This is a genomic window from Streptomyces sp. NPDC058308, from assembly GCF_042880275.1.
GTDB lineage: Bacteria > Actinomycetota > Actinomycetes > Streptomycetales > Streptomycetaceae > Streptomyces.
The window spans coordinates 26,884-46,889 of sequence record NZ_JBHVZA010000040.1 but is presented as its reverse complement, the minus strand read 5'-3'; the positions used below and the strand labels follow the sequence as shown (position 1 = coordinate 46,889).

The window sequence follows — 20,006 nt, the reverse complement described above, 5'->3', positions numbered from 1 at the left end:
GCCCGCTCAGAACGCCCCGTACCCCAAGTCCTCGGTGTCCTCGCCCTCTTCCTCCAAGGCCTGCCGGACCACCCTGAGCGCCATGCCCTCCGCGTATCCCTTACGGGCGAGCATGCCCGCGAGGCGGCGCAGGCGCTTGTCACGGTCGAGGCCTCGCGTGGACCGGAGCTTGCGGGCCACGAGCTCACGCGCGGTCTCCTCCTCCTGCTCCGGGTCGAGCTGCCCCACCGCTTCGTCGATCAGCGTGGAGTCCACGCCCTTGGTGCGCAGCTCCCGCGCGAGCGCGCGACGCGCCAGGCCCCGGCCGTGGTGCCGGGACTCCACCCAGGCGTCCGCGAAGGCGCTGTCGTTGATCAGACCGACCTCTTCGAAGCGGGAGAGCACTTCCTCCGCCACGTCGTCGGGGATCTCCCGCTTGCGCAACGCGTCCGCGAGCTGCTTGCGCGTACGCGGGGTGCCGGTGAGCAGACGCAGACAGATCGCCCGCGCCCGCTCCGCCGGATCCCCTGTCGGCGGCTCCCCCTTCTCGGCCCTCGACGAGGAAGGGGAACCGCTGTCCTGGTGGTCGCCGAATCCGCCTCGCCGTCGCCGTCGCCCTCGGCCGCGACCGTCACCGTCCTGACGGCCGCCGTCCCCGGGCCTGCTGCCGTCACCCTCCTCGAAACTGTCGCCGCGACTGCCGTCCCGGCCTGTGCCGTACTGATCCGCACCGTCCCCGTGGCCCCGCCCGGCGGGGCCGGTGCGGCTTTCGGGGGCGGTGTGGTCCGCCCAGTCGGTTCGTCGTGTCACGGACTAGCTCTTGGCCGCCGCGGCCTTGGACTTGGTGACCTTCGCCGCCGGCGCGGGCACCGTCTTGGCGTCGTCGGCCGGAGCCACGACCGCCTCGTCGGCGACCGGCTCGTCGACCGGGGCCTCGGGCTTCACACCGACGCCCAGCTTCTCCTTGATCTTCCTCTCGATCTCGTTGGCGAGGTCGGGGTTGTCCTTCAGGAAGTTGCGGGCGTTCTCCTTGCCCTGGCCGAGCTGGTCGCCCTCGTACGTGTACCAGGCGCCCGCCTTGCGGACGAAGCCGTGCTCGACGCCCATGTCGATCAGGCCGCCCTCGCGGCTGATGCCCTGGCCGTAGAGGATGTCGAACTCGGCCTGCTTGAAGGGCGGCGCGACCTTGTTCTTGACGACCTTGACGCGGGTGCGGTTGCCCACCGCGTCCGTGCCGTCCTTGAGGGTCTCGATGCGGCGGATGTCCATGCGCACCGAGGCGTAGAACTTCAGCGCGCGGCCACCGGTCGTGGTCTCGGGCGAGCCGAACATCACGCCGATCTTCTCGCGGAGCTGGTTGATGAAGATCGCGGTGGTCTTGGACTGGTTGAGCGCGCTGGTGATCTTCCGGAGCGCCTGGCTCATCAGGCGGGCCTGGAGACCCACGTGCGAGTCGCCCATCTCGCCCTCGATCTCCGCGCGCGGCACCAGGGCGGCGACGGAGTCGATGACGATGAGGTCGAGGGCGCCGGAGCGGACCAGCATGTCGACGATCTCGAGGGCCTGCTCGCCGTTGTCCGGCTGGGACAGGATGAGGTTGTCGATGTCGACGCCGAGCTTCTTCGCGTACTCGGGGTCGAGGGCGTGCTCCGCGTCCACGAAGGCCACCGCGCCGCCCGCCCGCTGGGCGTTGGCCACGGCGTGCAGCGTGAGGGTCGTCTTACCGGAGGACTCCGGTCCGTACACCTCCACCACACGGCCGCGCGGGATGCCGCCGACGCCGAGCGCGACGTCGAGCGCGGTCGACCCGGTGGGGATGACCTCGATGGGCTCGTTCGGCCGCTCGCCCATGCGCATCACTGCGCCCTTGCCGAATTGCCGTTCAATCTGTGCGAGTGCGGCGTCCAGCGCCTTCTCGCGGTCGGTTCCTGCCATGGGTTCCACCCGATTTGCTTGAGTCGATCGCTTCACGTCAAAGACGCTAACGCCTGCCACTGACAATCCGCCCCGACGCCCGTCCAGCCTGTGGATAACTCGAGGCCGGCCCTCGCCGAAATCCTCTGAAGCGTCCCGGGAATCCTCTGCCACACCCCCGGGAAACCGCCGCCGGACACCCATGAGAATGGATGTTCGATTTGACTGTCAAGCAGGGCACGCCGCAGGCCCGGCGCTGTCGGTGGCGGCTGGCAGCATCACGTGACATGACGGACACGAGCGACGACTGGCGCTCCTTCCTGGTGCGCTGGAGCCAGGAATGGGCGGACGCACAGGACCCCGGCCCGGCCCTCGGCCCCACGGCGGACGAGGGGCACCTCCGGGACGAAGAACCCCTGCGTACGCGATGGCTGGGGTTCCCGCCCGCGCCCGAGGAGAAGATCCGGGTCCTGGAGAAGCGGCTCGGGTGCCGGCTGCCGCCCTCGTACCGCTCGTTCCTGGCGGTGAGCGACGGCTGGCGGCACGCGGGCGGCTTCGTCTGGCTGCTCGCCGGCACCGACGAGGCCCGGTGGCACGAGGACGAGGGGGAGCTCTCCGAGTTCTTCCCCGGAGAGCTCGACGACGACTCCACGCCCGAGGAGGCGCTGCTCGCGGGGATGTGGGCGCGGGCGCTGCGACTGAGTGTGGAGTCGGACGCCGTCCACGTCCTGCTGGACCCGGGCGACGTCGACGACTCCGGAGAGTGGGCCGTGTACAGCTACGCGTCGTGGCGCGCGAGCCCGCCCGAACGGCACGCTTCGTTCCGCACGTTCATGGAGGCGATGTACCGGGAGTTCCACCTTCTGCAGGTGGACCGCTCGGAGCGGGCGGGGAGGGAGTTCGTCAACGCGACGACACGGGCCCAGGACGCGGCCGTCGAGGCTGCCAGGCTGGACGCGCTGGGCGGACGGTACGAACGCGCCTCGACCGCCCTGGCCGAGGCTCTCGCGTACGGCAGGCCCCGGGCCGCGGGTCTGCGCGACCAGATCCGCCGGCTGCTCGGGGAGACCTACATGGTGTATTTCCACGGGCTCACGGCCGACCCGTTGTACGCACCGGAGGTCCTGCCCGTCCTGGAGACCTGGCATCGGGGCGGCGGATCGTCGACCCACCTCATGAGGAACGCCTCCGACGCGGTGCACGAGGCGGCGGTGGACGAGCTCCTGTCGCGCGTGCGTGAAGGCACTTTCCGCTACACCGCCGGGGGCCCCTTCGGCCGCGCCCTGGAGGAGGCCCGGGAGATGGCGCGCTGGGGCGGGACGGACGCGGCCTGGCGCACCCTGTGCGCCGCCCTGCCACAGTGGCGGCCGCTCGGACCCGACCACATAGCCCCGGTCGGCCTGTTCGCCGACCCGCTCCTCGGCCCCCTGATCACCCCGGAGCGCGGCCGTGAGCTGCTGGCCACGCCCCGCGCCGGGCAGCGGGGCGACGCCCCGGCTCCCCCGGTCGACCTGGATGCGCCGGGCCTGGCATGGCTGGCGGAGGACTCCGACGACAACCCGGAGCCGTACCGCTTCCTCCTCGTGGAAGGGGTTGAGCCGCACGAGCTGCCCGGCCGTATCGGCGCCGATGAATCCGCCGGTCTGAACCGACCCGCGCAGTGGTGGGAAGCGCGCACACGCTTTCCCGGGGACGGCGGCGGGAGCGGCGCGACGTGGGAGGAGGGGGCCTTGGCCTCCGTGGGCCGGGCGGGTTCAGGTTGGAGCTTCGCCTTCGAGCCGCGGCCGGTCGGGGGCTTCCACGAGCGGCGGTTCGTCTCCCCGGGCATCGCCGCTTCCGCGGGCACCCGGGCGGTGACGGTGTGGAGCGAACCCTCGAACGGTCGCCGCCCCGCCGTCTTCCATCTGTCCGTCGCGGAGAACGGCGAGGAAGCGTACGGATTCACCGTCCGCGGGACCACGACCGGCAGGCAGGGTGCCGTGCCCGGCTCGCTGGATCCGGACCGGCTCTTCCCACAGGACGCACCGGACGAGGAGCGGCTGGGCAAGGGGCGGCTGGGCGAGCGGCGCGCCCTGGCGGCCCTCGCGGACGAGTTCGGCCTCGGGCTGCCACGGTTCGCCCTCCGGCACGGCAGCCTGCACACCTTCCGTACCCGCCCGTGGCACCGCCCGCCGGGTCCGGAGGACATGTACGCGATGTTCCACGTGGCGCGGGAGTAGCCGTCCCCCGAGGCGGCGGCGAGTCGCCCCCTCCTACTGATGCCCGTCCGGCTTCGGGCGGGCATCGGAGGCCGGCGGCGCCTCCGGCCTGTTCGGCCCGCGCAACCCGCTCCGCACGCGCGCGAGGAGGGGCGCCCCGGCCGTGCGCCTGCGCCCGTGCACCCTGGGGTCGTCCGTGACGTCGTACCTCTTCACGTACGCCCCGAGGAAGGCCTGCAGCGTCGCGACGGCGGGGATGGCGATGAGCGCCCCGACCGCGCCGAGGAGCGCCGTGCCCGCGATGACCGAACCGAACGCGACCGCGGGGTGGATGTCCACGCTCTTGGCGGTGAGCTTGGGCTGCAGCACGTAGTTCTCGAACTGCTGGTAGACGACTACGAAGACCAGCACCCAGAGCGTGTACCAGGGGTCGACCGTGAAGGCGATCAGCATCGGCAGGGCGCCCGCCAGATACGTGCCGATGGTGGGGATGAACTGGGACACCAGGCCCACCCACACGGCGAGCACGGGCGCGTAGGGGACGCCAAGCACCTGCAGCAGGATGTAGTGCGCGATGCCGGAGATCAGCGCCATCAGGCCGCGCGAGTAGAGGTAGCCGCCGGTCTTGTCGACCGCGATCTCCCAGGCCCGCAGCACCTCTGCCTGCCTGGCGGGCGGCAGCACCGAGCACAGCGCGCGCCGCAGCCGCGGCCCGTCGGCCGCGAAGTAGAACGAGAACAGCAGGATCGTCAGGAGCTGGAACAGACCGCCGAGGACCTGCGCGGAGACGTCCAGGACGCCGCTGGCGCTGTTCTGCACGTACTTCTGCAGCCAGTCGGAGTGGACCAGGCTGTCCTGGACCTCGACGCGGGAGAGGTCCGTGTGGAAGGTCTGGTTGATCCAGCTGATGACCTTGTCGAGGTAGTCCGGGAAGTCCTCGACCATGTCCACGATCTGGCCCGCGAGCATGGACCCCATCAGCGTGATGAACCCCGCGCTGACGATCACCACGCTCAGGAAGACCAGGAACGTGGCGAAGCCCCTGCGCAGCCCGCGCGCCGCCATCCAGCTCACCGCCGGTTCGACCGCGAGCGCCAGGAAGAACGCGATCAGGATGTTGATCAGCAGCCCGGTCAGCTGGTGGAACGCCCAACTGCCCAGCTGAAAACAGGCGATGAGCGCGAGGGCGAGCACCATGGCGCGCGGCAGCCAGCGCGGCATGCGGGCGCCCTGCCCTGCCTCGGCCCCGGCAGGGGGCTGTGCCGGCGGCGTCGTGCCGAGGGGAGCGGAGTTCTGGGTGACCTGTGCGGTCTCGTCTGTCGGTGCCACGGAGCCAGTCTCGCCCACGCCGCCGACAATCGGCCGCCACCCTCACATCCTGGGACGGACGTACGCGCGCGTGACACCTCGCCGTAGGTGCTCCGGTGTCGACGAGCCGTCCGTGGTCAGCGCTTTTCGGGCGGCACGTCCATCGCCGTGCACACCGCGCGCCAGACGTCCTTGGCGTCCCAGCCCGCGTCCAGCGCCTCGTGGACCGTGCGGCCGCCCAGCTCCGCCATCACATGATCGCGCGCGAAGGAGTCGGCGTACCCCGCGCCGAAGTGCGCCGCCATCCGCTGCCAGAAGACCGTCAACCGCATGCAATCTGCTCCACACTCACTCTGACCTGCATATTCTCTGCCCTTTGCACGCACACGTTCCTGTCCGGGGGGTCTCCAGGGAGTGCGCCGCCCCGTCGGTCCAAGCATCCATGGCGGCGCGGCCCCGCGTCCCTGCATCAGGCATGAAGTGTGTATACGTACGCAGAGTAAAACCTGGGTCGGCCCGGCGTCCTCGCTGCTCGGACCGACGAGGGCATCAGGCGTCCTCGTCGGTCCTGGTCGGGTCCGTGTCCGGGGAGAAGCGGAGCCGGCGGGCCACCACGTCGGCGGCCACGACGGTGAGCCGGTGCCCCTGGGCGTAGGCGTAGGCGCGCAGCCGGACGAAGGCTTCGTCGACACCGACACCGAGCTGGACGGTGAGCATGCCGGTGGCCTGGGAGATCTCCGCCCGGTACCCGCCCAGGTCCTCGATGTGCCTTTTGGCTGCGCCGTCGTCGAGTGGAACGCCCGTCGCGTCGATCCGGGCGTCGAGCAGGACCAGCGTCGCGAACTCGGCGAAGGCCAGTGCGTCGGCCACTTCCTCCGCGTTCAGCCGGACCGGGTCCTGGGCATAGAGATCCAGGACGCCGGGACTGATCGCTCCTATCCGCAGGGGCAGCGCGAAGACCGCGCATGCTCCGGTCTCCAGAGCCGCATCGGCGAACACGGGCCAGCAGTCCCGCAGTTCGCCGGTCCGCAGGTCGGGCGTCAGGACGGCCGCGCCGTGCGTGAAGGCGTCCACGCACGGCCCCTCGCCCAGTGTGAGCTGCAGCTCCTCCAGCCGTTCGCTGGTGTCATCGGTACTGCACAGCGGATAGCTCGCCGCGGTACGGGACATCGCCGACATCCCGGCCCCGCCGACCGGCAGCGAGGTCACCGCCGCGGTGCACACGTCCAGCACGCCGACCCGGGCACCACGCAGGGCCGCCTGTTCGGCGACCAGTACGCGGATCCGGGACGACCGGCTGTTGAGTGTCATCCCGGCCACCGGGTCCAGGCGTGCTGACCCAGTCCTTCCAGCCGCTCCACGGTGCGCTCGCCGAGGGGGAGCACCAGCACGCGGAACATCGTGGGCAGGCCCGGCCGCCACATCTCTCCGATGTCCTGCCACCCCCAGGACCACAAGGCACTCAGAGCCGGGCGGTCGGCCGGGTCCACCAAGGTGGCCCCGAGTGATGCCTGATGGTCGGCGAGCAGTCGTTCCTGCAGACGTCGGGCCAGGTCCTGGTCCAGCGGATGCGGGCGGACCAGGACGTTGGTGACCGCGAAAACACCACCGGACTCGGTCAGTTGCCCGATGCTGCGCGGCAGCGCACCGTCGAAGCCGTGCCACCAGGAACCGTCGCCGCGCACCGGGAATCCGAAGGCACAGCCCACCAGACCATCCGTCTCGGCGACCACCATGGCGAACCCCGGTCGGCGGATGTCACCGGCCAGACGGCCCAGGAACTCCTCCCGACCGCGGTTGCGGTACGCCTCCTCGGGCTCGGTCTCGCAGAAAGCCACGTACAGATCCGCCAGATCCTGGCGCATGTCCTCCGCCAGCCAGCGGTTCACCCGCCGCAGCCGCACCCCGGCCAGGTCGGACGACTCGCCGCCGACGGGCACCCGCGGAGGATCCCGCCGGAGCCAGGCCGTCACAGCACACCGCCCGCCACAGCGGGGAGGGCCGCTACCAGCCGGTGCGACATCTCGAAGCCCGTGGGAAGCGGGTCCGGTGCGGTGGCGAGGGGGACGGCAGGGCGAGAACCCGGGCCCGGAACGGCCGACGGCCCCAGGAGCAAGAAGTCGGCACCGGTGAGCTCGATCATCCAGGCCAGCATGGGCGGCGGATGGTGCAGGCACAGCGTCCCGCCGGCCGCGGCGGTGCGCAGGAACGCGTCGATGAAGGCGCTGAGACCGCTGCAGTCGCAGAAGGTGACGGGGGTGAGGTCGACGTCGATGGTGCGCATGCCCTCGCGCAGGCACCGCTCCAGGGTCGTGCGCATCGGTGGCACCGTCTCCAGGTCGATCTCGCCGACGAGGGTGATCAGGGCCCGGGTCCTTCTGTCGTGCCGGTAGATGTTCAACGGGGGCAGGGGCATGACGCCTCGTTCCAGAGACCTGCCGGGCAGAGCCATGAGATGTGGCCGGACCACCGGCTCGTCCACGGGTGCTGCCGACAGTGGAATTCATTCGGCGGAGGCCGCGAACGGACGGTCCGGCGATCTGTCCAGGGGGACAGAGGGCCCGCCCCGTTCCCTCCAGGGGATGCGCCAGGTGAGTCGGACGAAGGGTCCGGTCCCCGCAGCCATCTGGGTCGAGCGACAGGTCCGCCGGGGTCCAGGACGTCCTTACTCCAGGGTAGTCCCCATCGCGCGGCCGAAGGCGGCCGGAAGCCGCCCGGTCTCAAAGGACGGCGGCCGGGTCCAGCGTCTCAAAGGACGTCGGCCGGGTTCAGCGCTACGTGACGGCACCGCGCCCACCATCGCCCCGTCGGGCGCCCCGTCGGGATGGCCTGTTCCACTCGCTCCGGACAGTCGTGGTCAGGGCTGCCGCAGGAGTACCCTCGGCAGTACCGAGGGCATTCCCTGACCGGCTTCCATGTCGGTATCTCTCTCGGGGCGACAACACGGGCCCTGGCACGCCAGGGTCCGGGGACAGGTCGACACCATGACGGTGCTCACCGCACGACCCCCGCCCACCACGCCGATCGCCGAGTCTTCGGACTACTCGCCGTTGCGGCTGTCCGTCAGGCCTCCGGGCCTGCCCTCCGGGCTGCTCGACGGCGCCTGGTGGCCGCGCTCCCGGGACCTCGCTCGTGAACTTCCCGCTCTGACCGACCTGTTGGACCCGCTGTGGGGACGCATCACGCGCGTCACGGTCAATCCGACGTACTGGCCGACCGTACCGCGCAAGGTTCCGGTCAACGGCCATGTGGTCAACGTGGGCTGGTTCCGCGCCGAGCAGGACCCGCACCAGCTCCTGCTGCTCTCCTACCACGTCGGGCGCTGGGACCTGCTGATCATCCCGCCGGAGACCGGTGCGGCAGCCGCCGCACGGCTCATGGCCGCAGCCTGTGATCCTCTGACCGTCCGAACGGGCAGCGCGCTCATCGCCGACGAGCGGGACCGGCACCCCACAGCCCCGGCCGAGACAGGCTCTACGGCTCGCTCTCAATCAGAGGCGTGGGAGGCGGAGGGCGGCGCCATGGCCGCACCCAACAGCCGCGCGCAGGCACGGCGCGCCCACATCGACGCAATGGCCTGACCCTCAGGCCGCCCAGCACGGAATCCCTGGCCCCGGACCCCGGCCTCCCCCTCCGGACCGAGGTCAAGGAGTCTGCATGCCCCCCAGTTCCGCCAGTTCCGCCCTTTCCGAAGCCCTGGCCCCGCCGCACGACGTGGCCACATCCCAGGACGTGGCCACATCCCAGAAATACGACGGGACGGCGCCCTTTCCCGACGACGACTGCCGGGAGCCGACCCGTAGCGGCGCCGAGCGGCTGTACGTGACAGTGACGGCCCTGATCGTCACCCTGCCCTTCCTCGCACTCGGCCTGGCCGGCTGGCTGCTGTGGGGACGCCTCATCCATCCCACTGACGTCCTGCTCGCCCTCGCGCTCTACGCGGTCACGGGGTTCGGCGTCACGGTCGGCTTCCACCGCGGCCTGACCCATGGCGGGTACCGGGCCGCTCGCCCCGTGCGGATCGTGCTCGCGGTGGCCGGGTCGATGAGCTTTCAGGGCGACGTCATCGGCTGGGTCGCCACCCACCGCCGCCACCACGCCTTCACCGACCGCCCCGGCGACCCGCACTCCCCCTACCGCTACGGCACCCACCTGCGCGGCCAGTTGCGCGGCCTCGCCCACGCCCATGTCGGCTGGCTGTTCCGCAACGACCCCACTCCCGCCGAGCGTTACGCACCCGACCTGCTCGCCGACCGCGACATCCGCGCCGTCTCCCGGGCCTTCCCCGCCCTGTGCGTCCTCACCCTGGCCCTGCCCTTCGCGCTCGGCTGGGCGATCGGCGGCACCTGGGTCCACGCCGTCACGGCTCTGCTGTGGGCGGGCCTTGTGCGCATCGCGCTGCTCCACCACGTGACCTGGAGCGTCAACTCCCTGTGCCACGTGATCGGACAGCGCCCTTTCCGCACCCGGCGTCACGACCGGGCCACCAACCTGTGGCCCCTGGCCCTGATCTCGTTCGGAGAGAGCTGGCACAACCTCCACCACGCCGACCCCACCAGCGCCCGTCACGGCGTGGACCGCGGCCAGATCGACCCCTCCGCCGCCCTCATCCGCCTTCTCGAACGCCTCGGCTTGGTACGCGACGTGCGCTGGCCCGCTCCCGACCGCATCGCCGCCCGACGCACCTGACCCATCGGCATCCCCACTCCTTCGCAGGAGATCGCCCAGGAGAACGACATGACCACGCTTCTTCCTCCGCCCCCTTCGCCCCCCTCGCCTTCCCCACTCCTGCCCCTCGTCCGTCTGCGTCTGACGCCGCCGCAAGGCGGACCTCATCGCATCGACGGCGCCTGGTGGCCCCGCACCAATGAACTGGTCGCCGAACTGCCCGTCCTGCTCCGCGCGTTGCCGCACAGCTGGTCGCGGATCATTCACGTCACTGTGAACGGCGCCCTGTGGTCCGACTTCCCGGGGCGGATGCTCATCGCCAACCACGTGCTGCACCTGCACCGCGCCACCGGCCTGCACGCCCCTGCCACGGTCTGTCTGCTCGCGCCCGGCAGGGGCAGGTGGGACTTGGTGGTCGTACCGCCCGGGACCGACGAAGCCGAAGCCATGCGGCTGATGGCCACCGCCACGACGTGTACGGAGTGAGGCCGAGTCGGGCCGGGAGGACAAGGGGGCGCGGCGGCGGGGCACTTGCGTCCGAGTGGCAGCGGGAGACGGCATCCCGTGGGAACCTGTTCCCGGATCATCCCTTGGAGGTGAAGGGTCATGCCTGAGCTTCCGCGTGAGGAGCAGTTGGCGGCCGCATTCGTCGATCTCGCCGACACCTTGGTGCAGGACTTCGGCGTCGTCGGCTTCCTGTATTCGCTGGCCGAGCACTGCGTGAAGTTGCTGGATGTGGCAGCAGCCGGGGTCCTGCTCGCCTCTGCGGACGGCCGGCTGGTGGACGCCGCGGCCTCGGACGAGCGCACCCGCCGTCTTGTACTGGCCAGCGTCGAGTGGGACGAGGGCCCCTGCCAGGACTGCTTCCGGACCAAGGAGCAGGTTCCCGACGTACCTCTGGCGACGCAAGCCGCCAGGACGCGCTGGCCCCTGTTCGCGCCGCGGGCCGTGGAAGCCGGCTTCACCTCGGTCGTGGCGGCCCCGCTCCGGCTGAACAACCAGGTGATCGGGGCCCTGAACCTCTTCCAGGACCAGCCAGGGCCACTGGACGGCTCCCATGTGCGGCTGGGGCAGGCGCTGGCGGACACGGCCACCATCGGTGTCCTGCAACAGCGGGCGGTGAGTGAGCAGATGGCGGTGACCGCACAACTGCAGACCGCCCTGGACAGCCGCATCATCATCGAGCAGGCCAAGGGCTACCTGGCGAACCGTCACGACCTCGACGTGGAAGAGGCGTTCACCCTCATGCGCCGCTACGCACGCGATCACCAGACACGGCTCACCGAGATCGCTCGCCAGGTCTTGCAGGGCACGGTCGATGCCGCGCTCCTCACCCGGCACGACGGGTGAAGCATCGGCCCCCATCAGCGCTGGCTGGTGGGCTCACAGCCCGCTGACTTGCTGAATCTGCCGGGCACCGGCCTGATTCGGCCTATTTCTGCACAATTGTTGTTGCAGACGGCGATCAATTGAACACTTGGCGTGGTACGCGCGCAATTTCGGCGGGAGTCCTGCTGCAGGGCTCGCCATCGGAGAGGAGCAGTACATGGACGTACCGCAGGCGCCAGAAGGCAGGCCGCGACGGAGTGCGGTGGACGACCCGGGCCGTCGGGCTTGGCTGGTCAGGGCGGTCGGCGCCACTGTCGGCGTGGCCTGCGCGGCTGTGACCGCGGGCCAGGCAGAAGCGCACGCGGCCACCCGGACGTCCAAGGCGATCCGCGCCAGTCAGTCGGATTGGCGTTTCTGCACCAAGTGTTACGGCCTGTTCTTCCGGGGCTACCCCGCGGATGGCGCCTGCCCGGCGGGCAGCGGTCACGATTCAGCCGGGTACAACTTCAATCTGCCGCACGACGTCCCGGAGACCCCCACCGCACAGCGGAACTGGCGCTTCTGCCCCAAGTGCTACGGCATGTACTTCTACGGATACCCGACCAATGGCCGCTGCCCCACGGGCGACGCCCACGGGAAGGCCGCGGGCGACTACGACTTCGTCCTGCCGCACGACATCCCGCCGACTGCCAACTCCCAGCGGAACTGGCGCTTCTGCAACAAGTGCTACGGGCTCTTCTTCTACGGCTACCCCACCAACGGCGTCTGCCCGGCGGGCGCCGCGCACTACATGGCCGGCTACGACTTCGTCCTGCCGTTCCTGTAAAGGACCCCGGTAGCGGTCGTCCACCGGGCAGGTTGCCTCGTGGGACGGCAAGGTGAGCTTCCGGGGCGTCACGTGGTGTTCCGCCCCGGAACTGGTGTGGCTACGCCACTTTCCGGCAGGTCGGAGTCGGTGGGTCAGGGCCGGTTGTACCGTACGCACTTGCTCGAATTCACGTTCACATCGGCGATACAGACCCTGACGTACGCGGCTCCGCCGGGCGCATTCGCAGGAATTGCGGCCTTGAACGGAAAGGTCACGTCGCACTGAGTGCCGGTGCCCCAGGAGCCGAGCTCCTGGCCAGAGGCACCGTACGCGCCGAACCACGCGCTGTGGCAGCCGACGGCCCGGAGTGTTCCATCGACTCCTACGGACCGGTCGTACCACGTCAGGGTGCCACGGAGGTGGCCGCCACCGGATGTCACGTCGAAAGGGGTGACCGGGTAGGCGGCGGTCTGCGCGCCGGCGGCGGGAGCGCCCAGCAAGGCGCCCGCGGTCAGCGCGACCGAACCGAGCGCGGCGGCGAGATGAGTGTTCATGTGGTCTCCAGGAGGGGATGAGCCGGTTCGTTCCAGCCGGCCTCAGCTCGCCTACGGAAGCGGCCTACGAAAGCGGCCTGGGGATGCGCAGGCACTCGAGGTCCTTGAGGTTCCCGTCATCGAGACACACCCTGACGTATGCGGCGCCGCCGGGCTGGTCCGCGGGAACGACGAAGTCGTAGGACTCGATGGTGCCGCAGGCGATCGGGAAGCCGCCGCCCCGGCCGATCACACCACGGTCCCCTTGGAGGGTGTAGGCCCACGTGGTCCGGCACGTGAGCGCACTGTCCGCCACCGCGGACCTGTGCTGCCCGACGAGTCGGACCGACCGGTTGTACCAAGTGACGGTTCCCTTGGTCCACGTGGCACCGAAATTGATGGTGAACTCACTGGGGGGAGGATAGGCGGGCGCGGTCTGGGCGCCGGCGGCCGGAGCGCCCAGCAAGGCGCCCGCGGTCAGCACGACGGAACCGAGCGCGGCGGCGAGGTGAGTCTTCATGCGATCTCCAGGATGGGATGAGTCGGTTGCGGCTTCACATCCTGGGCCGGACGGCCACCTGTGGCCCACCTCTTAAGTCACGGCTTAAAGGGGAGGGACGGCAGGCGCGGCGAGCCTCACCAGCTCGGCGCGAGTGGCCGGTGGCACCCACGCAGGTCGGCACCGCGCTCACCGGTCCGACGTCACCGCGCCCCCGGGCCTCACGGTTCCGTCGGGACACCGGTCCGCAGCAGGGCCAGTCCGAGGGGGGTGATGAGGTGCAGCACGGACCCGCCTCGGCGGCTGGTGGTGATGAGGTCCGTGTTCCGCAGTACGGTCGCGTGCTGACTGGCCGCCGCGGCAGTGACGTTGAGGCGGCGGGCCAGTTCGCTCGTCGTGCAGCCTTCCGCTGTCACCCGCAGAGCGGCAGCCCGCGTGCGGCCGAGCAGCGACTCCAGGTTCCGCACGGCGCAGCCGTCCGCTTCCGCAGGACCGGTACCGGCAAGCGGCCGGCGGAGCGCCGGCACGGTCAGCCGGGGTGGCAGGGCGGTATCGAGCGGGTCCCACAGAAAGCTCACCGGGCGCTTCGCGAAGACCGTGGGCGTGATGATCAGTCCCCTTCCCTGGAGACGCACCTCGACCCGGCGCGGGTAGGGAGCTTCGAGCACCGGCGGACGCCAGCGGACCAGTGGCGCGCAGACCGACCGCAGCAGCAGATCGACACCTCCCTCCAACACCAGGTTCGCGCAACGGGTGGACAGCGCGACCAGTTCGGAACGCCCTCGATGCCAGTAGGGCTCCACGGTCGCCCGATGGCAGGCGCGCACGGCCTCGGCGAGCTCGCGCCGCGCTTCGCGGTCACCCTCGGACACCCGTCGGGCCCATGGCAGGTGTCCGGGGTGGAAGTCGAGACCCTCGAACTCTCGTCGCATCCGGGACACCGGGGCGTGCAGCAGGTTGTCCACGGCGTGGTCCAGAGAGGGCACATCGCCCATCAGGGCCAGCAGGTCAAGCCCGGGACCACGCACCGGAACCAGGGACGTCAAGGGACGCGTGTCGGCTCCCATCCGGCCCGCGACCGCTGACCGCCACGAGCGGAAGTGCTGACGCTCCCGGTTCTCCCTCAGCAGTTCGAGGCTGAAGTAGACCTCCGCTGCGACGCCGACCGTCGGGGCCACCCGTGTCCGGGCAAGGTCTTCCGGCGTGAAGTGAATGCGTAACACCGACCGGCCTCCTGCCACCGAAGTAGAGCGCCTGGGCGTATCCCAGCATGCCCCAACCCGGCACGCCTCGTGCGGCGTTCGGGAGCAGGCCGCGCTCGCTTGCCGACCGCGCATGCGCGCCCGCGGAGCCGAGGCAGCTCTTCACCAAGCTCCGCGAGAAGTCCGGCACCGTCCGGTCGTCGTCGACCAGCCGGCCGCGATCGACCTCTGCCCCGGCAGTGGCCCGCGTCACGGGCCGTCAGGTCGCAGAAGACCGTCAACCGCATGCCTCCAGCATCACGCCCCTGAGAGTGCAGCCGGGCAGAGGGGCCTCACGGACGACGCTTTGCGGCCTACGGTCGGAGCATGGCCGAAACCGGAGCATCCCCCGACCCAGTGCCCTCCCCCGGCGCGGCACCCTCCCCCGGCGCGGCGCCCTCCCCGGTGACCCGCGCCGAGCACTTCGTCTGGCTCACCGCGCGCGTCCTCGAGCAGCGTCGGTTCGCGTACCACTTCCTCGACGGCGCGGGCGGCGACCCGGCAGCGGACGCCGTCGAGGCCGCCCTGACCTCGTACGCCACCGGGGACGGCGGCTACGGCTACGCGCTCGAACCCGATCTGCGCGGCCCCGTCAGCCAGCCGCTGCACGCCGGGCACGCGCTGCGCGTGCTGGACGCGATCCACCGCTGCGGCGGGCAGCGGGTGGAGCGCGTATGCCGGTATCTGACCTCCGTGTCGACACCCGAGGGGGCGCTCCCTGCGATCCATCCCAGCCAGCGGGGCTACCCCTCGGCGCCGTTCGTGCCGATCGTGGACGACCCGCCCAGCGAGCTGCTCGCCACCGGACCCGTAGTGGGCCTGCTGCACCGCAACGAGGTGTGGCACGCCTGGCTCTTCCGGGCCACGGACTTCTGCTGGGCGGCCGTCGAATCGCTGGAGAAGTCCCATCCGTACGAGGTCCAAGCGGCCGTCGCCTTCCTGGACGGCGCTCCCGACCGCCGCCGCGCGCAGGCCGCCGCCGACCGCCTCGGGCGCCTCGTGCGCGAGCAGCGGATCGCCGCGCTGGATCCGCAGGACCTGGGCGCGTATCCGGTGTCGCCCGGATACGCGCCGGGGGAACACCACTTCGCGCACGACTTCGCGAAGACGCCCGAATCGCTGGCACGCGCGTGGTTCACGGACGCCGAGATGCAGCGCTCGCTGGACTTCCTGGAGCGGGAGCAGCAGCGGGACGGCGGCTGGCCGCTCCGGTGGCGGCAGTGGGCGCCGGGCACGGCTCTGGAGGCACGCCCGATCGTCACCATCGAGGCGCTGCGCACGCTACGGGCGTACGGGCGGCCCATCGGCTGACGGAGCGTTCTCGGCGTCCCGCAGGAGGAGGGCCGCGATGGCCAGGGCCGTGCCGCGGGGCGTCGCCAGGTCGATGCCGGTCCGCTCGACGATCTTGGCAAGCCGGTTGTCCACGGTGTTGGGGTGCAGCCCCAGGGCCGCGGCGGTCGCCCTGCGCTCCTGCTGCCGCGCCAGGTGCGTACGGAGCGTCTCGATGAGTTCGGGGCGGTCGGCGACCGGGTCGAGCAGTGCGGCGATGCGGTGGCTGCTCTCGTTGCGGCGCGAGAGGTGGTACTCAAGCAGGACGTCATCCATGCGGTGCAGCCCCGGGGGTATGCCGCACGCGCGCGTGATGCGCACGATTTCGAGGGCGGTCCGCGCCGCGTCGGTCACGGCTTCGGGCGCCGCGGCGTCGACCACCGCCACGCGCGCGGGGAGGTTCGCCGCCTTGCTCAGACGGCCGGGCAGGTCTTCCGGAGGCCGCCGTCCCCCCGGGACCACGACCCGGCCGCCGTCGGCCTCGAGGAGGGCGAACATGTCCCCTTCGAAGGCGTGGTCCAGCGTGGTCTGTACGCGGCGCAGCCGACGCCGTACCGCCACCGTGCTGTCGGCGGGCACTTCGTCGAAGCCGACCGCGAGGACCAGGGTCGGGCCCACGAGTCCGAGCTGGTCCCACAGGGCGTGGCCGGGCGGCACCATCCCGTCGAGCAGCGCGCGCACCAGGGAGCCGTGCCCGGACTGCCGTTCGGCCTCCAGCGCGGAGCGTTCGTCCAGGTAGGTCTCCGTCACCGCGCCGATGACACCCGGGTGCGACTGGAGCAGGACGTCCACGACTTCGGCGAGGGCCGCTTCCTCGCCGGGCCGGGTCTCCTCGCGCAGCGCCTGCCAGAGGACGTAGAGGCCGAGGGCGTGGGTGCGCAGGAGCAGGTGCAGCGGCATGCCCTCTTCCGCCCGCTGTGCGGCCCGCTCGCGGAAGAACCGGTGCCCCCCGGGCTGATCCGTGACGCGCCGCAGGAACAGGCGCACACCGTGGCGTACGGTCGCCGCCACCTCCAGGTCCTTCATCTCGTCGGGCAGTTCGGCATAGCCGGGCGCCTGTTCGAAAGACTCGCGGGCCATCCGGCGCGCGAGTTCGTTGACCCGAGGCTCGCAGCGGGCCGCCAGCGACCTGGCTTCGGGCGACAACATGACGGCTTGTCCTCTCGGAGGGCGGGCCTCATCCACGGCACTCCGGGAGGACCGCGACTGTGACGCGTCACATTACTCATGCGTCCGAGGTGTGACGCGGGGCGGTGTTCCGGTGCCGTGTCACGGCCGAAACTCGTGGTGGAACAAGCCGTACCGCGCAACACCCCGTCGCATTCGAGGAGCCGCCGCGATGACCGAGCACAAGGCAGTGGACTATCCGAGCTACATCGACCGGGTCTGGCGGGGCGAGGAGACACTGCTCGCCCACCTCTCCGGCGCGTACACCGGCGACGACCTCGTGCGGCTGCGCGACCGCGTGGGCTTCTTCCCCGCCTTCTCGAACGTCGCGGTGTTCGACACGGGGGACGACGGCGTGGTCCTCGTTGACTCAGGCGACTTCCGTACGGCTCAGCAACTGCACACCGCGGTGAAACGATTCGGCGCCGGCCCGGTGCGGTCCCTGGTGTACACCCACGGGCACGTGGACCACGTCTTCGGAGTCTTCCCCTTCGACCAGGAGGCGGCGGCGACGGGCACCGACCGGCCCGAGGTGATCGCGCACGAGGCCGTCACCGCACGCTTCGACCGCTACGTCCGGACCGCCGGGTACAACTCCTGGATCAACCGCAAGCAGTTCGGCGTGCCCTCCCTGGAGTGGCCCACCACGTACCGCTACCCGGACACCGTCTACCGTGACCGCCTCACCGTGCGCCGCGGCACCCTGACCTTTGAGCTGATCCACGCGCGCGGGGAGACCGACGACCACGCCTACGTGTGGATACCGGAGCTCAAGACCCTGTGCACGGGCGATCTCTTCATCTGGAACACACCGAACGCGGGCAACCCCCAGAAGGCGCAGCGCTATCCCGAGGAGTGGGCTCGGGCCCTGCGTGCCATGCAGGAACTCGGCGCCGAACTGCTGCTCCCCGGGCACGGCGTCCCCATCGTGGGCAAGGAACGCGTGCACCAGGCGCTCGACGACACCGCGCGGCTCCTGGAGACCCTGTGCGAGCAGACCAGGGCGCTGATGAACGCGGGCCACCGCCTCGACGCCGTCATCCACGGAGTGGAGGTCCCCCAGGACCTCCTCGCCAAGCCCTACCTGCATCCCGCCTACGACGAGCCGGAGTTCGTCGTGCGCAACCTCTGGCGCTTGTGGGGCGGCTGGTACGACCAGAACCCGGCGAACCTGAAGCCCGCGCCGGAGGCGGCGGTCGCCGCCGAGTTCGCCGGGCAGGCGGGCGGCGCTCTCAAGCTCGCCCGACGGGCCACGGAACTGCTGGCCGAGGGAAAGCTGCGGCTGGCCGCGCACCTCGCGGAGACGGCGGCCCTGGCGGCTCCCACCGATACCGAGGTGGCACGCGTGCGTGCCGAGGTGTACGCCCACCGTGCGCTCAAGGAGACGTCGACCATGGCACGCGGCGTCTTCAACTGGGCGTCCGCCGAATCGGCGGCGCTCGCGCGGGGGACCGATGTGGCCACGGAGCTGACGCGCACTCCCGAAGGGCGACGGCGTGCCGACGGGGCGATCAGCGTGGGCGTGGTCGACGACGAGGACGGTTGCTGCTGATGACCGGGGCCTGGCGCACCACCTGGCTGCTGCTCGCCTTCATGGTGGTGAACTTCGCCGACAAGGCCGTTCTCGGACTCGCGGGTCCGGAGATCCGAGCCGATCTCGGCCTCACCCGTCAGGAGTTCGGCATCGCCCAGGCGGCGTTCTTCGCGCTGTTCTCCGTGGCGGCGCTCGGCATCTCCGTGCTGACCCGGAGGGTGCGCACGACCCCGCTGCTCCTCGTCCTCGCGCTGTTGTGGACGGCCGCTCAGCTGCCGATGGTGTGGGGCGCGGCCGGGTTCGGCACGCTCCTGGCCACGCGGGTGCTGCTGGGCGCGGCCGAGGGGCCATCGGCGCCCGTGGCCATGCACCACGTCCACGGCTGGTTCGCGCAGCGGGAGCGGGCCCTGCCGACGGCGATCCTGCTGGTCGGGGCGGCGGCCGGGGTGGCTGTGGCGTCCCCTGTGCTGAGCTGGGTGATCACCGTCTGGGGGTGGCGCTGGTCGTTCGGTGTGGTGGGTCTGGCGGGCCTGGCATGGGCGGTGGCCTGGCGGATCTGGGGGGCGGAGGGGCCGCACGCACCGCCCCTGGGCGGCAACGCAGCGCCCGCAGTGCCGATGGACGACCGTCCGGCATCGGAAGGGGTGCCCCTGCGCGCCATCCTGCTCTCGGGCTCCTTCGCGACCGCCGCCTTCGGCGCCTTCGCGGCGTACTGGCTGATGAGCACCATGCTCACGTGGATGCCCGACTACCTGGAGAGCGTCGTCGGCTGGGACCTCCACCGGGCGGGCACGCTGGTGGGCGTGGGAGCCCTGGCCAACGGCGCGGTGCTGCTCGCCCACGGCCTGCTCGCCCAGCGCTCCGCCCGGCGCACCGATCCCGCGAAGCTGCCCGTGGGAGCGGGCGCGGGGCTGCTCATGGTGGTCTCGGGCTGTGCCGTCACCGTGTTCGGCACGACGGGCTCCGTCTGGGTCAAGGTGCCGCTGATGATGGGTCCCATCGCCCTGGCCATGGTCTCGCTCACCGTCGCCACGACGGCCTGCGCGCGCATGGCGCCGCCCGCCCAGCGGGGCGTGGTCCTGGGCGTGCTGACCTTCGTCTACGCACTCGGCGGCATCCTCTCGCCGCTGGTCCTCGGCGGCATGGTGGACCGGGCGGCCACCGTGCCGGCGGGCTACGAGCGCGGTTGGCTGCTGACCGCGGGCCTGCTGGTGAGCGCGGGCACGCTCGCGGCGGTGTTCTGCCGCCCGGAGGCGACAGCGCGCCGACTGGGGGTGGCGGAGGCACCGGCGGCGCGGGTTCCGCTCATGCACTGAGCGGGGCCTGCGTTGGGTCGGGGCGACGGCACGGGATGTGGGCCTGCGTTGGGTCGGGGCGACGGCACGGGATGTGGGCCCGCGTTAGGTCGGGGCGATGGCACAGGATGTGGGCCTGGCGTCGGGGCGGGGCGGCAGCGCAGGATGTGGGCCTGGCTCCTGGTGCCGCGTCGGGCTCAGCCC

The 20,006-nt window shown here is 71.2% G+C and carries 20 protein-coding genes; 9 read left to right on the top strand and 11 right to left on the bottom strand.

Going from position 1 to position 20,006, the window contains the following annotated elements:
* Positions 1-6: 6 nt before the first annotated feature.
* Together recX and recA are read right to left on the bottom strand one after the other, a co-directional pair.
* Positions 7-789 (bottom strand): recombination regulator RecX, encoded by a 783-nt coding sequence (gene recX, locus ACFVYL_RS34585; RefSeq protein ID WP_389723139.1) that lies wholly within the window; start codon positions 787-789, stop codon positions 7-9.
* 3 nt (positions 790-792) lie between these two features.
* On the bottom strand, positions 793-1,914 hold the full coding sequence (gene recA, locus ACFVYL_RS34580) for a recombinase RecA (RefSeq protein ID WP_389723136.1): 1,122 nt from the start codon (positions 1,912-1,914) through the stop codon (positions 793-795).
* Between the two features lie 266 nt (positions 1,915-2,180).
* Between recA and ACFVYL_RS34575 the strand changes: the two genes are divergently transcribed.
* The gene (locus ACFVYL_RS34575) at positions 2,181-4,112 is read left to right on the top strand and encodes an SMI1/KNR4 family protein (RefSeq protein ID WP_389723134.1); all 1,932 of its coding nucleotides are present in this window, start codon (positions 2,181-2,183) and stop codon (positions 4,110-4,112) included.
* Between the two features lie 33 nt (positions 4,113-4,145).
* On the opposite strand, the gene ACFVYL_RS34570 is transcribed toward ACFVYL_RS34575, so the two are convergent.
* From ACFVYL_RS34570 to ACFVYL_RS34550, 5 genes are all read right to left on the bottom strand, one after another.
* The gene (locus tag ACFVYL_RS34570; protein WP_389723131.1) at positions 4,146-5,420 is read right to left on the bottom strand and encodes an AI-2E family transporter; all 1,275 of its coding nucleotides are present in this window, start codon (positions 5,418-5,420) and stop codon (positions 4,146-4,148) included.
* A gap of 116 nt (positions 5,421-5,536) precedes the next feature.
* Positions 5,537-5,731 carry a DUF3046 domain-containing protein gene (locus ACFVYL_RS34565; RefSeq protein ID WP_389723128.1) on the bottom strand — a complete coding sequence of 65 codons (195 nt, stop codon included), beginning with the start codon at positions 5,729-5,731 and terminating at the stop codon, positions 5,537-5,539.
* Between the two features lie 217 nt (positions 5,732-5,948).
* On the bottom strand, positions 5,949-6,710 hold the full coding sequence (locus tag ACFVYL_RS34560; protein WP_389723125.1) for an ANTAR domain-containing protein: 762 nt from the start codon (positions 6,708-6,710) through the stop codon (positions 5,949-5,951).
* A complete protein-coding gene (locus tag ACFVYL_RS34555; RefSeq protein ID WP_389723122.1) occupies positions 6,707-7,339 on the bottom strand; it encodes a hypothetical protein in 633 nt (210 codons plus the stop codon). Before ACFVYL_RS34555 ends, ACFVYL_RS34560 begins: the two co-directional genes overlap by 4 nt.
* Before the next feature lie 29 nt (positions 7,340-7,368).
* Positions 7,369-7,815, bottom strand: a complete 447-nt coding sequence (locus ACFVYL_RS34550; protein ID WP_389723120.1) for an STAS domain-containing protein — start codon at positions 7,813-7,815, stop codon at positions 7,369-7,371.
* A gap of 568 nt (positions 7,816-8,383) precedes the next feature.
* On the opposite strand from ACFVYL_RS34550, the gene ACFVYL_RS34545 reads away from it, so the two are divergent.
* From ACFVYL_RS34545 to ACFVYL_RS34525, 5 genes are all read left to right on the top strand, one after another.
* The gene (locus ACFVYL_RS34545) at positions 8,384-8,980 is read left to right on the top strand and encodes a DUF5994 family protein (protein ID WP_389723117.1); all 597 of its coding nucleotides are present in this window, start codon (positions 8,384-8,386) and stop codon (positions 8,978-8,980) included.
* A 76-nt stretch (positions 8,981-9,056) separates the two neighbouring features.
* Positions 9,057-10,088, top strand: a complete 1,032-nt coding sequence (locus tag ACFVYL_RS34540) for an acyl-CoA desaturase (protein ID WP_389723114.1) — start codon at positions 9,057-9,059, stop codon at positions 10,086-10,088.
* Between the two features lie 48 nt (positions 10,089-10,136).
* On the top strand, positions 10,137-10,553 hold the full coding sequence (locus ACFVYL_RS34535; protein WP_389723111.1) for a DUF5994 family protein: 417 nt from the start codon (positions 10,137-10,139) through the stop codon (positions 10,551-10,553).
* 120 nt (positions 10,554-10,673) lie between these two features.
* A complete protein-coding gene (locus ACFVYL_RS34530; protein WP_389723108.1) occupies positions 10,674-11,417 on the top strand; it encodes an ANTAR domain-containing protein in 744 nt (247 codons plus the stop codon).
* 196 nt (positions 11,418-11,613) lie between these two features.
* Positions 11,614-12,222 (top strand): hypothetical protein, encoded by a 609-nt coding sequence (locus ACFVYL_RS34525; protein ID WP_389723105.1) that lies wholly within the window; start codon positions 11,614-11,616, stop codon positions 12,220-12,222.
* Between the two features lie 134 nt (positions 12,223-12,356).
* Here ACFVYL_RS34525 and ACFVYL_RS34520 read toward each other — a convergent pair whose 3' ends face one another.
* The 3 genes from ACFVYL_RS34520 to ACFVYL_RS34510 form a co-directional block, all read right to left on the bottom strand.
* On the bottom strand, positions 12,357-12,758 hold the full coding sequence (locus ACFVYL_RS34520) for a hypothetical protein (protein ID WP_389723102.1): 402 nt from the start codon (positions 12,756-12,758) through the stop codon (positions 12,357-12,359).
* Between the two features lie 64 nt (positions 12,759-12,822).
* Entirely contained in the window at positions 12,823-13,257 is a 435-nt protein-coding gene (locus ACFVYL_RS34515) for a hypothetical protein (protein WP_389723100.1), read from the bottom strand.
* Positions 13,258-13,457: 200 nt separating this feature from the next.
* Positions 13,458-14,459 (bottom strand): ArsR/SmtB family transcription factor, encoded by a 1,002-nt coding sequence (locus ACFVYL_RS34510; RefSeq protein WP_389723097.1) that lies wholly within the window; start codon positions 14,457-14,459, stop codon positions 13,458-13,460.
* Between the two features lie 345 nt (positions 14,460-14,804).
* On the opposite strand from ACFVYL_RS34510, the gene ACFVYL_RS34505 reads away from it, so the two are divergent.
* A complete protein-coding gene (locus tag ACFVYL_RS34505) occupies positions 14,805-15,788 on the top strand; it encodes a hypothetical protein (protein WP_389723094.1) in 984 nt (327 codons plus the stop codon).
* Here the strand turns inward: ACFVYL_RS34505 and ACFVYL_RS34500 are convergent.
* Positions 15,759-16,955 (bottom strand): PucR family transcriptional regulator, encoded by a 1,197-nt coding sequence (locus ACFVYL_RS34500; protein WP_389723091.1) that lies wholly within the window; start codon positions 16,953-16,955, stop codon positions 15,759-15,761. The genes ACFVYL_RS34505 and ACFVYL_RS34500 overlap by 30 nt on opposite strands.
* A 190-nt stretch (positions 16,956-17,145) precedes the next feature.
* On the opposite strand from ACFVYL_RS34500, the gene ACFVYL_RS34495 reads away from it, so the two are divergent.
* Entirely contained in the window at positions 17,146-18,525 is a 1,380-nt protein-coding gene (locus tag ACFVYL_RS34495; RefSeq protein WP_389723088.1) for an alkyl sulfatase dimerization domain-containing protein, read from the top strand.
* A complete protein-coding gene (locus tag ACFVYL_RS34490; RefSeq protein WP_389723085.1) occupies positions 18,525-19,823 on the top strand; it encodes an MFS transporter in 1,299 nt (432 codons plus the stop codon). The genes ACFVYL_RS34495 and ACFVYL_RS34490 overlap by 1 nt, the downstream gene beginning before the upstream one ends.
* The last annotated feature ends 183 nt before the right edge of the window (positions 19,824-20,006 follow it).

What these genes read in the sequence shown, in the direction of transcription:
- ACFVYL_RS34540 (WP_389723114.1), top strand. Translation starts at nt 9,057, where the DNA reads ATGCCCCCCAGTTCCGCCAGTTCCGCCCTTTCCGAAGCCCTGGCCCCG.
- ACFVYL_RS34500 (WP_389723091.1), bottom strand. Translation starts at nt 16,955, where the DNA reads ATGTTGTCGCCCGAAGCCAGGTCGCTGGCGGCCCGCTGCGAGCCTCGG.
- ACFVYL_RS34495 (WP_389723088.1), top strand. Translation starts at nt 17,146, where the DNA reads ATGACCGAGCACAAGGCAGTGGACTATCCGAGCTACATCGACCGGGTC.
- ACFVYL_RS34515 (WP_389723100.1), bottom strand. Translation starts at nt 13,257, where the DNA reads ATGAAGACTCACCTCGCCGCCGCGCTCGGTTCCGTCGTGCTGACCGCG.
- recA (WP_389723136.1), bottom strand. Translation starts at nt 1,914, where the DNA reads ATGGCAGGAACCGACCGCGAGAAGGCGCTGGACGCCGCACTCGCACAG.
- ACFVYL_RS34560 (WP_389723125.1), bottom strand. Translation starts at nt 6,710, where the DNA reads ATGACACTCAACAGCCGGTCGTCCCGGATCCGCGTACTGGTCGCCGAA.
- ACFVYL_RS34520 (WP_389723102.1), bottom strand. Translation starts at nt 12,758, where the DNA reads ATGAACACTCATCTCGCCGCCGCGCTCGGTTCGGTCGCGCTGACCGCG.
- ACFVYL_RS34535 (WP_389723111.1), top strand. Translation starts at nt 10,137, where the DNA reads ATGACCACGCTTCTTCCTCCGCCCCCTTCGCCCCCCTCGCCTTCCCCA.
- ACFVYL_RS34565 (WP_389723128.1), bottom strand. Translation starts at nt 5,731, where the DNA reads ATGCGGTTGACGGTCTTCTGGCAGCGGATGGCGGCGCACTTCGGCGCG.
- ACFVYL_RS34550 (WP_389723120.1), bottom strand. Translation starts at nt 7,815, where the DNA reads ATGCCCCTGCCCCCGTTGAACATCTACCGGCACGACAGAAGGACCCGG.
- ACFVYL_RS34525 (WP_389723105.1), top strand. Translation starts at nt 11,614, where the DNA reads ATGGACGTACCGCAGGCGCCAGAAGGCAGGCCGCGACGGAGTGCGGTG.
- ACFVYL_RS34505 (WP_389723094.1), top strand. Translation starts at nt 14,805, where the DNA reads ATGGCCGAAACCGGAGCATCCCCCGACCCAGTGCCCTCCCCCGGCGCG.
- ACFVYL_RS34545 (WP_389723117.1), top strand. Translation starts at nt 8,384, where the DNA reads ATGACGGTGCTCACCGCACGACCCCCGCCCACCACGCCGATCGCCGAG.
- ACFVYL_RS34530 (WP_389723108.1), top strand. Translation starts at nt 10,674, where the DNA reads ATGCCTGAGCTTCCGCGTGAGGAGCAGTTGGCGGCCGCATTCGTCGAT.
- ACFVYL_RS34490 (WP_389723085.1), top strand. Translation starts at nt 18,525, where the DNA reads ATGACCGGGGCCTGGCGCACCACCTGGCTGCTGCTCGCCTTCATGGTG.
- ACFVYL_RS34575 (WP_389723134.1), top strand. Translation starts at nt 2,181, where the DNA reads ATGACGGACACGAGCGACGACTGGCGCTCCTTCCTGGTGCGCTGGAGC.